Source organism: Gordonia hongkongensis (genome assembly GCF_023078355.1).
GTDB lineage: Bacteria > Actinomycetota > Actinomycetes > Mycobacteriales > Mycobacteriaceae > Gordonia > Gordonia hongkongensis.
On sequence record NZ_CP095552.1, the window covers coordinates 1,418,980 to 1,431,989 of the forward strand.

The 13,010-nt window shown below is 69.0% G+C and carries 10 protein-coding genes and 2 pseudogenes; 7 read left to right on the forward strand and 5 right to left on the reverse strand.

The annotated features are described in order from the left end of the window. Nucleotides 1-4: 4 nt before the first annotated feature. Nucleotides 5-1,321 carry an aromatic ring-hydroxylating oxygenase subunit alpha gene (locus MVF96_RS06455; RefSeq protein WP_247451692.1) on the reverse strand — a complete coding sequence of 439 codons (1,317 nt, stop codon included), beginning with the start codon at nucleotides 1,319-1,321 and terminating at the stop codon, nucleotides 5-7. 320 nt (nucleotides 1,322-1,641) lie between these two features. Between MVF96_RS06455 and MVF96_RS06460 the strand changes: the two are divergent. Then, nucleotides 1,642-1,974: pseudogene (locus MVF96_RS06460) on the forward strand (L-serine ammonia-lyase, iron-sulfur-dependent, subunit alpha); the annotation flags it as partial. A gap of 32 nt (nucleotides 1,975-2,006) precedes the next feature. On the opposite strand, the gene MVF96_RS06465 reads toward MVF96_RS06460, so the two are convergent. The 3 genes from MVF96_RS06465 to MVF96_RS06475 are packed head-to-tail and all read right to left on the reverse strand — an operon-like array spanning nucleotide 2,007 to nucleotide 5,219. Continuing rightward, nucleotides 2,007-3,329 (reverse strand): D-arabinono-1,4-lactone oxidase, encoded by a 1,323-nt coding sequence (locus MVF96_RS06465; RefSeq protein ID WP_418930422.1) that lies wholly within the window; start codon nucleotides 3,327-3,329, stop codon nucleotides 2,007-2,009. Beyond that, nucleotides 3,326-4,612, reverse strand: a complete 1,287-nt coding sequence (locus MVF96_RS06470) for an alanine racemase (RefSeq protein ID WP_078113429.1) — start codon at nucleotides 4,610-4,612, stop codon at nucleotides 3,326-3,328. Before MVF96_RS06470 ends, MVF96_RS06465 begins: the two co-directional genes overlap by 4 nt. Continuing rightward, nucleotides 4,596-5,219 (reverse strand): TetR/AcrR family transcriptional regulator, encoded by a 624-nt coding sequence (locus MVF96_RS06475; RefSeq protein ID WP_065630789.1) that lies wholly within the window; start codon nucleotides 5,217-5,219, stop codon nucleotides 4,596-4,598. Before MVF96_RS06475 ends, MVF96_RS06470 begins: the two co-directional genes overlap by 17 nt. Nucleotides 5,220-5,414: 195 nt before the next feature. Here MVF96_RS06475 and MVF96_RS06480 point away from each other — a divergent pair. The 3 genes and pseudogenes from MVF96_RS06480 to MVF96_RS06490 all read left to right on the forward strand — a co-directional run bounded on the left by MVF96_RS06480 (nucleotide 5,415) and on the right by MVF96_RS06490 (nucleotide 9,458). After that, nucleotides 5,415-6,598: pseudogene (locus MVF96_RS06480) on the forward strand (MBL fold metallo-hydrolase). Then, on the forward strand, nucleotides 6,595-9,108 hold the full coding sequence (locus MVF96_RS06485) for an HAD-IC family P-type ATPase (RefSeq protein WP_247451693.1): 2,514 nt from the start codon (nucleotides 6,595-6,597) through the stop codon (nucleotides 9,106-9,108). Before MVF96_RS06480 ends, MVF96_RS06485 begins: the two are co-directional and overlap by 4 nt. Before the next feature lie 53 nt (nucleotides 9,109-9,161). Further along, nucleotides 9,162-9,458 (forward strand): antitoxin, encoded by a 297-nt coding sequence (locus MVF96_RS06490; protein WP_058251574.1) that lies wholly within the window; start codon nucleotides 9,162-9,164, stop codon nucleotides 9,456-9,458. Between the two features lie 12 nt (nucleotides 9,459-9,470). Here MVF96_RS06490 and MVF96_RS06495 read toward each other — a convergent pair whose 3' ends face one another. Continuing rightward, nucleotides 9,471-10,091: a DNA-3-methyladenine glycosylase gene (locus tag MVF96_RS06495; RefSeq protein ID WP_137810898.1), complete on the reverse strand. Its 621-nt coding sequence runs from the start codon at nucleotides 10,089-10,091 to the stop codon at nucleotides 9,471-9,473. Between MVF96_RS06495 and MVF96_RS06500 the strand changes: the two genes are divergently transcribed. The 3 genes from MVF96_RS06500 to MVF96_RS06510 all read left to right on the forward strand — a co-directional run bounded on the left by MVF96_RS06500 (nucleotide 10,069) and on the right by MVF96_RS06510 (nucleotide 13,003). Beyond that, the gene (locus MVF96_RS06500; RefSeq protein WP_058251681.1) at nucleotides 10,069-10,506 is read left to right on the forward strand and encodes a type II toxin-antitoxin system Rv0910 family toxin; all 438 of its coding nucleotides are present in this window, start codon (nucleotides 10,069-10,071) and stop codon (nucleotides 10,504-10,506) included. The two genes, MVF96_RS06495 and MVF96_RS06500, sit on opposite strands and share 23 nt — an antisense overlap. Nucleotides 10,507-10,619: 113 nt before the next feature. Then, nucleotides 10,620-12,371, forward strand: coding sequence for a substrate-binding domain-containing protein (locus MVF96_RS06505; RefSeq protein WP_159370306.1), 1,752 nt, complete (start codon nucleotides 10,620-10,622; stop codon nucleotides 12,369-12,371). A gap of 65 nt (nucleotides 12,372-12,436) precedes the next feature. Beyond that, entirely contained in the window at nucleotides 12,437-13,003 is a 567-nt protein-coding gene (locus tag MVF96_RS06510) for an FMN-binding protein (RefSeq protein ID WP_137810899.1), read from the forward strand. Nucleotides 13,004-13,010 lie beyond the last annotated feature (7 nt).

Genomic DNA, 13,010 nt, shown 5'->3' on the forward strand with positions numbered 1-13,010 from the left:
GCTCTCAGGCTCCCGCCGCGTCGAAAGGGCCGTCGGCGGCCGGGATGTCGAGTCGGCGGCGCAGCATCGTGACATACCAGTTGACGAAGGCCTCGACCTGGATCTCCGACGTACTGTAAGGGCCGGGAACGTAAGCGGGATCGCTGATGCCGCTGTGCGCGAGCGCAACGAGGTCGGCGTCCTGCTGATTCGTCTTCTCCCAGACCCCGGTGAGCTGGTCGAGGTCATAGTCGACGCCCTCCACGGCGTCACGATGGACGAGCCAGGTGGTGCGCACCAGGGTCTGATCGGCGGAGACCGGGATGACCGCGAAGAGCACGGCGTGGTCGCTCGTCACGTGCAGCCACATGTTGGGCTGCAGGTGCATCGACAGCCGGCCGAGTCGCGCGTCGGGGATGTCGGTGAGGAGGCGGCCGCAGGCCGCGGAGCCGTCGAGGGTGAACGACTCGCCGGCGAGGTCGAGTGCGTCGCGCTCGATGTGGAACCCTGTTGCGCGCGTGTCGAGTTCTACGACCCGGGTGTGGGGTAGGCCATGCCGGTCCCAGATCTCGGTCTGTTCCGCGTTGGCGCGGTGGAACCGGTCGAACGCCGGCGCCAACCGGCTGGGGATGGCGTCGGTGTCGCTGTATCCCCAGGTCGGGAAGAACACGTTGAGGAGTTCCGGATGGCCACCGCAGTGGTAGCACTCGCGGTTGTTCTCCATCGTCAGTTTCCAGTTGCCGTCTTCGACGATGTCGACCTGTTTGGCCACCTTGGCCTCGGCGAGACGGTGCGGCGTCAGATAGGGCTCGACGACGGCGGCGACCTCGTCGATGTCGGCCGGCGGGTCGTCGGCCAGGCAGATGAACACCAGGCCGCCGATCGTGCGGACATGTACCGAGCGCAGCGAGTAACAGGACTTGTCGAAGCCGGGCGCCTGGTCATCGGCGAACTCGAGGCGCCCGTCCATCCCGTAGGTCCACGAGTGGTAGGTGCACACCAGGGTCCCGGTCGAACCGCTGGGCTCGGTGAGCAGGCGGGCCCCTCGATGCCGGCACACGTTGTGGTGGGCCCGGACCCGGCCGTCGTCGTCTCGGACGACGATGACCGACCGGGTCGAGAAGGTGATGGTGACATAGTCACCGGGATCGGTGATCTCGGCTTCGGTGGCCACGAAAATCCATGACCGAGAGAAGATCTCGTCGACATCGAGGTCGAAGAACTCCCGGCTCACATAGAACTCCGCCGGCAGGCTCTCGCCTGCGCGGCGGTCGGCGATCAGAGCGCGGGTGCCGGTTTCCGGTGCCCTGGTGGCGGCATGCGCGACGAATGGTGCAGTCATCAGCAGTGCGGGCCTCTCTGCACGGTCGGTGACGGATCTGTCGGGATGGCGGTTACATCGAGATCAACTGCATTGCAGTCGATCTCGAGACAGTCGGACGGCACGTGGATTCGGCCGGGCCAAGCTGGGGGACTGTTGACTTGTTGCGTCATACGCAACGACGCGCATGCTATGCAACAAGTGTGCGTCTCGGGTCTTGCGGTGTCAAGCGGGACGTGCGACCGTTTCTCCACGAGCCACACAGGCGTCGAGGGACCGTCGCGAGCCAGGCTCGGCCGCTCTACCCGACAGGGGTCGCATCATGACCGTGCGCGAACGACATCGGTTGCCATCCGCGGGTCATCCGTCCGCGGCACCCGAACGCGATGGAACTGCGGGCATCCACCCGGGGCGGTGCGCGACTGCCTGCTGAACGGTATTACTCGGTCGGCGGCGGTTTCGTCGTGACCGACGCGAGTCCGACAATCCGTCGGTTGGTACGGACGTACCATTCGGCAACGGCTCCCGACGACGTGACCGTCCGGTTCCTGTTGGCCGCGGGTGCGATCGGCGGGCTCATCAAATCGGGGGCGTCGATCTCGGGTGCCGACGTGGGTTGCCAGGGCGAGGTGGGTTCCGCGGCGGCGATGGCCGCCGGTGCACTGGCCGAGATCCGCTCAGCGTGGTGGAGTGCTGAAGCCGGACGCTAGTCGCCCAGCACCCGCCGCAGGTAGTCGTTGGCGAACACGCGGGACGGGTCGTATCGGTCCCGGACGGAACGGAATTCGTCGAACCGTGGATAGACGCCGCGTAGATACTCGGCGTCTCGGGCGTGCATCTTTCCCCAGTGGGGCCGGCCGCCGAGACCGGTGAGGATGGCTTCGACGTCGGCGAAGTAGGCATCGGAGTCGGCGGGATCGTCGCGGTGATAACGGTGTACGGCGATGTAGCCGCTGGTGCGTCCGGAGGCGGTGGAGAGCATGAGGTCATCGGCCGCGGCGGCGCGGACCTCGATGGGGAAGCTGACGAGGTGGTCGCGCCGGTCGAGGAGGGCGCGGATCTCGCGCAGCGCCTCCGGCACGGCCTCGAGGTCGACGGCGTACTCCATCTCGCGGAACCGGACGTCGCGGTCGGAGACGAAGACCCCGGTGGAGGAGTCGGTGAACTCTCGTGCGGAGAGCGCGCGACCGGTGACCCCGTTGATCGTCGGCACCAAACGCGGCGCGCGCGCACCGATCTCGCACAGCAGACGAAGGGCCTTGTTGCTCAACAGTTCGTCGTCGATGTAGCGCTTGACGCGCGACGGCCCGGTGACCGGGGCGTCGGGACCGACCCGCGTGTTCGTCTTCACCAGAGCGCAATTGGTGTGCGGGAACAGGTAGAACTCGTGGTGGTCGGTGGTCGCGACGCGCTCCTGGAAGGCGGCGATCGCCGCATCGGCCGTCTCGGGACCCTCGACCGCGTGCAGCCGGAACTCGTCGACACAGTCGATGGTCAGTTCCACAACGACTCCGAGCGCGCCGAGGCCGAGTGCGACGGCCTGCATGTCGGCGTCGTCGGCGGTCACGGTGACGATCTCGCCGGAGCCGGTGACGATGGTCGCGCCGACGATCTGGGTGCTGATGCCGCCGAAGGCGAGCCCGGTGCCGTGGGTTCCGGTCGAGGTGGCGCCGGCGATCGTCTGACGATCGACGTCGCCGAGATTGGTCATCGCGAGTCCGAAAGGTGCCAGGATCCCCGGGATCTCGTGCAGGTGTGTGCCGGCGCGCACGGTCACTCGGTGGCCGTCGACCGCGACCAGACCACGCAGGCGCGACAGGTCGAGTTGCACGTCGTCGGCCACGGCGATGGGGGAGAAGCTGTGTCCCGCGCCGACGGTCTTCACCGTGCCGCCGCGAGCGGCCGTCTCCCGGACGATGGCGGCGATCTCGGCGGCACTCGCCGGGTGCAGCACCTGGTTCGGCGTGCAGGCCGCGGTGCCGCCCCAGTTGCGCCAGCCGGGCGCCGAACGCGCAGCGGTCCTGCTCACAGGAAGCACCTGCCCTCTCCTCGGTAGGTCGGTACGACCTCATCGACCACCGCGTGCCCGGCGTCGTCGCGGCCGACGATCGCGACCTCGCGCGCTCGTTCGCACACCTCGCCGGACTTGGTGTGCCGGAACCACACCCGACTCCCGACGGCGATCTCGTCCGCGACCGCACCTCGCAGTGGGGTCTGCACCTCGCCGGCGGCCTCGGTACCGACGTAGGTGAGTCCGTGCGGCCACACGGGTGTGGGCAACCGGTCGGCAGCGGGCGGGCCGGACGCGATCCAACCGCCGCCCGCGCAGGTCACGACGCCGGGCGCCGGGCGGCGGACGACGTCGAGACCGAAGGACAGCGCGGGGGCGGGACGGAACCGCGCGTACCCGTCGAACAGATGGCCGCCGAACAGACCGCTGCCCGCGGCGATGTCGGTGACCGAGCGGTCGCGCGCGGTCTCCTCCAGGGAACCGGTGCCGCCTCCGTTGACGAACTCCAGGTCGGCGATCCGGCGCACGTCGTCGATCACCTTGCCGCGGCGACGGCGCAATTCGGCCATCGAATGTCGTTGCATCGCGCGAATGGCCCGGTTGGCCAACGCCTTACCGGGCGCCGCATCGGCCACCCCGGCCACCTGCGCTTCGTAGGACATGACCCCGACGAGATCGAAGCCGGGCCGTGCCACGATGATCCGTGCCAGCTCGAGTGCGTCACGACGGGAGTGCACCGGCGAGCGGCGAACCCCGATGTGCACCCGCCCGCCCAGTAGACGGTATGACGCGTCGAGGTCGATCGCGACGCGGATCGGCGGCCGGGCGGACGGAGGCACGACGGCGTCGATGAGGTCGAGTTGGTCGACGGAATCGACGAGCACACTCACCCGACGGGTCGCGACCTCGTCGGCGGCCAAGGCCGCCAGCGCATCCCGCCGCACACTGGGGTATCCCATCAGCACGTCGTCGATCCCCGAGGTCGTGGCGAGCCAGTGTGCCTCGGCCACGTCGTAGGCGAGCACCCCCGCGAAACCGGCGCGCGCGGTGATGTCGTCGATGACCGAGCGGACACGGACGGATTTCGTGGCCAGGCGGATCGGGACACCCGCCGACCGACGGGTGAGATCGGCGACGTTGTGCTCCAGGGCGGCCCGGTCGAGTGCGAGGACCGGTGCGTCGAGTCCCGCATCGGCGACCGCTTGATCAATTGCCGCCCAATAGGATTCGGGATCACTCAGCCACGGCGCGGGCGTCGGCGTCACCGGTGCCGCGTCGGGCGCCTCACCCGAAGCTGACATGGGTCATGAGCTGATCGGTGATCGAGCGGATGATCGCGTCGACGACCTTGTCGTCGGCGGTGCTGAGGTAGACGAGTGTGATCGAGTTCGTCGCCGCGATGATCAGCGGACCGAGGTCCTCGACCGGCGTGGTCCACTCCATGGGCGTCAGGTCGGCCATCGACCGCAGCCCGGCCGAGGCCACCCGGTAGAGCTGCTCGTACATGTGCTTGCCGACCTGCTGCAGCTCCGGGTGATTGTGCGCATAGATGCCGAGCGCGATGGTCGCCTGCATCCGGCCGGGATCGGCTTTGAGCAGGTCGTAGAACGCGTGGAACTGGCTCACCATGCTCGACCGCATCGTCTCCACGCCCGGCTCGGGTCCGTAGTCGGCGGCGGGCAGCACCGCGTGCAGCATGCGCTCGATGTCGGTGGGGACCGCCGTCTCCATGACCGCGCACAACAGTGCGGTGCGACTCTCGAAGGCATAGTGGAAACTTGCGAGCGGCATGCCGGCGTGGGCGCAGATGCGACGCGTGGTCGCGCCCTCGACCCCATGGTCGGCGATCACACGGTACGCCGATTCGAGAAGCGCGCTTCGACGTTGGTCGACGGACATCCGTGCCACTGCGGTATCTTCCTGACCACATGCGCCGGCGCATGCTCGGGTGGACAATATCGCCGCAGCCTATCAGTGCCGGTGAGGCGCACAATGCCGTTCACCCGGAAGAAATCGCAGATCACACCGGGGACACTCGGGAGGCGTGCACCGCACGGCGCGACCGCCGTCTGCCCAAGGTGACGCCACCGAACCCACTACTGTGTGAACGTGACCTCCACGACCGGTAGAAAAGGCACCAACGACCTGCGCCGCGACGTCCTCGCGCGTGCGGGTTCGGCGGGAGTGGCGGTGGCCGACGCCGTCGTGGCGCGGCTCGCCGCCGAGGGACTCGGTCCCGCCCGCGCGCTGGGCGCCTCCCGCGACCAGATAGCGCCGCACGTGCGGCGGAGCCCGCATCTGCGGAACGGCGCCTTCGTCAACCCGGAACCCCCGTCGATCGCCGATCCGAGCCTGCAGGTCCTCACCGACATGGCCCGGCGGCCCGGCCGGCCGCGCCGACCGGTCATGGTGACGGTCCCACGCTTCGAGGCCCCCGGCGACCTCGCCGTCACCTGGCTCGGCCACGCCACCGCCGTCGTCGACATCGACGGCGCGCGGGTCATCACCGATCCGGTCCTCAGCCGCCGCTGCTCGCCCAGCCAACTCGTCGGGCCCGGACGCATGCACTCCGCCCCACTGGCGCCGTCACAGTTGCCGCCACTCGACGTCGTCCTGATCAGTCACGACCACTACGACCATCTCGACATGGACACCGTCGTCACGATCGCCGACACCCAGCCCGACGCGGTGTTCGTCACGACGATCGGGGTCGGCGCGCACCTGGCCTCCTGGGGGATCGCGGAAGATCGCATCCGGCAGGCGGATTGGTGGGATGAGGTGGTGGTGCCGACCGGCGCGGGCGAGCTGCGGTTCACCTGCGGTCCGGCGCGACACTTCTCGGGCCGGTGGCTGGAGCGGAATCTCACCCAGTGGGGCAGCTGGGCGATCACCGGACGGGAGCACAAGGTCTTCTTCTCCGGGGACACCGGCCACAGCGAGCGCTTCGCCGATGTCGGCGACCGACTCGGCCCGTTCGACCTCACCCTCATCGCCGTCGGAGCCTACGACGTGATGTGGCCGGACATCCACGTGAACCCCGAGGAGGCCCTGTCGATCCACCGGATGGTCTCGCCCGGTACCGGATCCGACTCGGTCTTCATCCCGATCCACTGGGGCACGTTCAACCTCGCGCGCCATCCCTGGGGGAGCCCATCGCGCGGTTACAGGCGGACGCCGGGCCGGACAAGCCGACGATCCTGGTGCCGCAACCGGGCGGTTCGATCGACCTGATGACGCGGACCGGCAGCGGTGTGGCACAACCCAATTGGTGGGAGGCTTCGGCGTGAGCTCGCCGACGGAGATCGCGGACGCCGGCCTGACCGCGGCCGAGGTGGCGCAGCGGGTCGCGGCCGGCCAGGTCAACGCGCTGCCCGACCGGTCCGGCCGCAGTGTGGCCGACATCGTCCGCGCGAATGTCTTCACCCGGATCAACGCGATCCTCGGGGTGCTGTTCGCGATCGTGGTGTTCACCGGATCACTCATCAACGGCCTGTTCGGACTGCTGATCATCGCCAATTCCGGGATCGGCATCATCCAGGAGGTCCGGGCCAAGCGGACACTCGACAAGCTCGCGATCGTCGGCCAGACCCGTCCCCGGGTCCGGCGCGATGGCGAGGTCACCGAGGTACCGCCGGACGAGGTGGTGCTCGACGACATCATCGAGATCGGTGCCGGCGATCAGATCGTCGTCGACGGCGAGGTCGTCGAGGCCATCGCACTCGACGTCGACGAGTCACTGCTCACCGGCGAGGCCGACCCGATCGACAAGGACCCGGGAGACGCGGTGCTGTCGGGCAGCTTCGTGGTCGCCGGCGGTGGCGCGTACCGCGCCACCAAGGTCGGCGCCGATGCCTACGCGGCCCAGCTCGCGGCCGAGGCGTCGAAGTTCACGCTGGTCTCCTCCGAGTTGCGCTCCGGCATCGATCAGATCCTGCGGGTGATCACCTGGTTGCTGATCCCGGCCGGTGTCCTGACCATCGTCAACCAACTCTTCGTCAGCGACAACGGGTTGCGGCGGTCCCTGCTCGGCATGGTCGCCGCGCTGGTGCCGATGGTGCCCGAGGGGCTCGTCCTGATGACCTCGATCGCCTTCGCGGTGGGTGTGGTGCGGCTCGGTCAGCGGCAGTGTCTGGTGAACGAACTCCCGGCCATCGAAGGGCTCGCGCGCGTCAATGTGGTCTGTGCGGACAAGACCGGCACCCTGACGGAGAACGGGATGCGGCTGGCCGAGGTGCGTTCCCTCGGGACGGTGCCCGCCGAGACCGCGGGACAGGTGCTGGCCGCGCTCGCCGCCCTCGATCCGCGGCCCAACGCCAGCATGATCGCGATCGCCGAGGCACATCCGATCCCACCCGACTGGTCGGTGGCGGCCATCAAACCGTTCACCTCGGCCACCAAGTGGAGCGGGATGTCGTTCCGCGGGAGCGGGTCCGGCCCGACCGCCGGCACCGACGACGGTCACTGGCTCATCGGTGCGCCCGACGTCCTGCTGGACCCGGAGGGCGAGACGGCCCGCCTCGCCTCCGACATCGGCGCCGCCGGACTCCGCGTGCTGCTGCTGGCCTGCACCGACGTGGCCGTGGACACCGAACCCGCGCCGGGTCAGGTCGCTCCGGGAACCGTCTCGCCGGTGGCCCTCGTGGTCCTCGAACAGCGGGTCCGGCCCGATGCGCGCGACACGATCGACTACTTCGGACAGCAGCACGTCGCGGTGAAGGTCATCTCCGGAGACAACGCCCGGTCGGTGGGGGCGGTCGCCGCGTCGCTGGGCCTCGGATCGGCCGAGTCCTCGGTCGACGCGCGCGAGTTGCCCTCGGAGACGGGCGAACTCGCCGACGTCGTCGAACGGGGCGTCACGTTCGGGCGGGTCCGGCCGGATCAGAAGCGGGCCATGGTGAAGGCGCTGCAATCGCGGGACAACACCGTCGCGATGACCGGCGACGGAGTCAACGACGTCCTCGCGCTCAAGGACGCCGACATCGGCGTGGCGATGGGCTCGGGCAGCTCGGCCGCCCGGTCGGTGGCGCAGATCGTGTTGCTGGACAACAAGTTCGCGACCCTGCCGTATGTGGTGGGCGAAGGTCGGCGTGTGATCGGCAACATCGAGCGCGTCTCCAATCTGTTCCTGACCAAGACCGTGTACGCGGTGTTGCTCGCACTGTTCGTCGGCGTCGGCGGACTTCTCGGCGCACTGTTCGGGTCCGACCCGCTCAGTTATCCGTTCCAGCCGATCCACGTGACGATCTCGGCCTGGTTCACCATCGGCATCCCGGCGTTCGTCTTGTCGCTGGCCCCCAACAACGAGCGGGCCCGGCGTGGTTTCGTACGGCGGGTGCTGCTCAGCGCCGTGCCCAACGGCATCATCGTCGGCCTGTGCACCTTCGTGACCTACGTGATCGTCAACCCCGGCGGCGCCGGCGTCGAGGTGGGTGGTGACGCCGTCGAACTCTCGCAGCCTCAGACGCAGGCCGCCACCGCGGCGCTGATGACGCTGATCGCGATCGCGGTCTACGTCCTCGCCGTGGTCGCCCGTCCGTACAACTGGTGGAAGGCGGTGCTCCTCGCGGTCTCCGCCGCCGCATACGTGCTGATCTTCGCGTGGCCGTTCACCCAGGACCTGTTCCGGCTCGACTCGTCGAACTGGGGGATGAACACGGTGGCCCTGCTCTCGGCGGCGGTCGGCATCGCGTGTGTCGAGGTCGTCTCGCGGGTGGCGCCCCGATGGGTCGCCACGCATGACAACGATCAGCACGGGGACGAAGCGCAGGTCAGCGGGGTGCTCACGTCCGACCGATAGAATCTGCGGCAAGTGGCCGGAAGGTGTCCGGCACGTCGATCAGAGGAGACGTCATGGATCTCAAGGGACTCGTCAACAAGGCCAGGGCCACGCTGCAGAAGAATCCGAGCCTGATCGAGAAGGGCGGCGACGCCATCGACAAGGTCACCAAGAACAAGTACTCGGGTCAGGTGGACAAGGCGCAGGACGCCGTGCGCAAGGCCGTCGGCGCGCCGGGACAGGGAAACCCGGGACAGACTCCGCCGACCAATCCCACCAACCCCGGGGAGCCGCTACCGGGTCAGCAGAGCCCGCAGCCCCAGAATCCCCGGCCGCAGAACCCCCAGCAGCCGCAGCACCCGCAGCGGTAGTCCGAGTAGTTTTCAGAGCTGCGCCCGCGGATGTCGGCGATACGCCGACACCGTGGGATCGGCGTCGATCCAGAACCGCCACGCCAGGTCGGCAGCGCGGCGGACCCCGACCCGAGGCCCCGCGACGACGCGTTCCCCCGGACGCGGTGCCCCGGGGTCGAGGGTGACCGGGGTCGACGGGTCGGCGAGATCGGTGTCGAGGTCGGCCATCGTGAGCCCGAGGGCACGGCACAGGTTGCCCGGCCCGCTGGCGAGCTTGGCGTCGGGGACCGGCCCCGAGCGCGTCGCACCGCGCCGGGCGCGTGCGAGGTCGACGCCGTCGACCACCGCGCCCGCGCGCAGCAACACCGCAGCAGCGGGTCCCGGCCCGGCGACGACGACGTTCGCGCAATGGTGGCCGTGGATGCGATAGACGTACAACCGTCCCGGGGGCCCGTACATGATCTCCGAGCGGGCGGTTCGGGTGTAGGCATGCGACGCCGGGTCGTCGGGACCGGCGTACGCCTCGACCTCGGTCAGCCGGATCGTCACCCCGTGCCCGGTCACCTGCGAGCCCAGCAGCGAACGTGCCTGTTCGGCGGCGGAGGCGGGGGCACTACTCTCTTGGGTCATGGCGAAGACGAGTGACTCCATCGGCGTTGATCTGTCACCGGAAGATACCTGGGCCGCGGCATCGGATCTCTCGCGGTACAGCGAATGGCTGGTGATCCACGAGACGTGGCGCAGCCCGATCCCAGCGTCCGCCGACCTTCGCAAGGGCACCGAGGTCTCCTCGATCGTGCGGGTCAAAGGCACCCGCGTCCGCTTCGACTGGGTGGTCGAGAAGTTCGAGCCGGTCTCGCACGTCCGCCTCAAGGGCAACGGCAAAGGCGGGGTCAAGGCGAAGCTGGATCTGGGCATCGCTCCCACTTCCAGCGGATCGGAAGTAACCTTCACTGTTGATCTGGGTGGGCTGCCGCTGATCGGGCCCGTGGGTAAGACCGCGGCCATGGCGGTGTCGGGGGATCTGCGTAAGTCGCTGCTGAAATTCCGCGAGGTGTTCGGCTGAGCCACGCGTGAACACGCGGGCCGCGACCGCCGATGCGTCGATGCGTCGTGCGGCGACCACGCGAGAGGCGGGTCTGCAGACCGCCGCCGTACGAGGGGAACGGGAAAAGAACAATGGGGCGTCACAGCTCCGGCGCCGATCGCGCCGGAAACGAGTGGAACGGGAACGACCGGTCGGGTGGGGCGGTTCCGCCACGCGCCCAGACTTCATCGGACAGAGGCAGGTCGAACGATGCCCGGTCGGGAAGCGATGACGACTTCGGCTTCGAGCACCGCAACACCGATGGGGGCCGCCGCGGGGGATGGCTGTGGGCGGGTGCGGTCCTGCTGGTCGTCGTAGCCCTGGTCACCGGCGTCATCATCTGGCAGACGGGTGCGGGTGGCTGCGGGGACCGGACCCGGGTCGCCGTCGCGTCGGACTCGGCGATGACCGGTCCGCTGCGCGAGGTGGCGCGGCAGGCGTCCGCGGACTCGTGTTTCGACTACGACGTGCAGACGGCCGCGGGTGCGGATGTGCCCGGCCTGCTCACCCAGGGTGCAGCGGCTCCGGACCTCTGGGTCGCGGACTCGCAGGTGCAGGCCCGCCGGGTGACGACCCAGGTGCGTCGTGACCTCGATATGGTGTCGCCGTCGATCGCGTCGACCCCGACCGTCGTCGCCGGCACCGACGTACCCGAGCTGGGCACCTGGGTCGAGGTCATGAAGTTGCCTGATCTGCGAACCGGCAGCCCGGTGGACACCAGCACGGGCGACGCCCCGATCATCGGCGCTCTCGCCGCGGTCGACTCCGGCGAGCTCGCCGACGAGGACTTCACCGAGGCGATGACCATCCTCGCCATCCAGCAGAACAATGCGCGCCTGGCCAACGACAACGAGGGCACACGTCTGAACCTCGCCAACACCTCGGGCGTCCCGGTGGTCACCACCGAGCAACAGTTCGATCTGTTCATGCGCACGCACCAGGGTTCGCAGTTGACGTCGACGATCCCCGCGGCGGGCACGGTCATGCTCGACTATCCGCTGGTCAACACGGCTCCTGCGGCGCGCCAGCAGGCGGCCGCCGACGCCGGGGCGGCCCTCGTCACCGCGCTGAACACCGATGCCGGGCGCGCAGCGCTGGCCGACTCGGGATACCGCGACGCCGACGGAAACGGCGTCGGTCAGCCGGTCAAGGAACTGGAGCTGCGCGACCCGTCGTCCGTCGACAAGGCATTGCGGCAGTGGCAGGTACTGGGTGTGCCGATCCGCTCGCTGATCGTCCAGGACACCTCCGGCTCGATGGAGACACCGGCCGGCGGCACCACCCGGGCGGGCCTGCTCATCGACGCCTCTCAGACCGGACTCAAGCTCTTCCCGAACAACACGATGATCGGCGGCTGGGCGTTCAGCGTGAACAAAGGCGGGCCCGGACAGGACTGGGAGGAGCTCGCCCCGATCCGCCGCCTCGATGCCCGTTCGGGGAGCGGTACGCATCGGGACGCGCTCGGTCGGGCCGTCGAAGAGGGGTTGTCGGACCTCGGGGGCGGGACGGGTCTCTACGACACGACCCTCGCCGCATTCAAGAAGGTGCAGGACACCTACGACCCGAACTACTCCAACAGTGTCATCATCATGACCGACGGACAGAACGAGGACCCCGACAGCATCACGCTCGACAATCTGCTCGCCGAACTGAAGCGCCTGGAGGATCCGGCACGACCGGTGCTGGTGCTGACGATCGGTATCTCCGACGACGCCGACTCCGATGCGCTGAAGCAGATCGCCGAGGCCACGGGTGGCACCACCTACGTCGCGGAGAACGCGGCCGACATCCGCACCGTCTTCGTCGACGCCATCCAGGCGAGGGTCGCAGCCGCGGGACGCTGAGACAGTTCGGAACGCCCCGCGGCCGTCGCCGGGACCAATGGCCGCGCAATCGGCACAATTGGTGCATGACGCACACCCCAGAGCCCACCGAGACCCTCGACCCGAGCACGATCGCCGAACCCGGCCCCCGTTCTTCGCGCCCGTCCCGCAGCCCGCGGGGATCGTCCGTCCTCGCCCGCACCGGCGGGGTGGTCGCGGCGATGGCGGTGGTCGGACTCGTGGCGGGCGCATGCTCGTCCGAGGACTCCGGGTCGGACGACTCGGCCACCGGCACGACGACCGGCGCCGCGACGGGCAGCTCCGCTGCCACCGAGGCCGCCGACGCGGGCTCCGGCGAGTACGAGGACGGCGAGTACACGGCGCGCGGTGAGTACATCTCGCCGGGTGGTCCGCAGAGCGTCGGGGTCACCGTCACGTTGTCGAACTCGGTCATCACCGCCGTGTCGGTGGACACCAGCCAGACCAAGGGCCCGTCGCTCGAGTACCAGGGCAAGTTCGCCGGCGGCATCTCCGACGTCGTGGTGGGCAAGAACATCGACGAGATCGAGGTCGACAAGGTGTCCGGCTCGTCGCTCACCTCCGGCGGTTTCAACGAGGCGATCGAACAGATCAAACAGGAGGCGCAGGCCTGACCTCCGT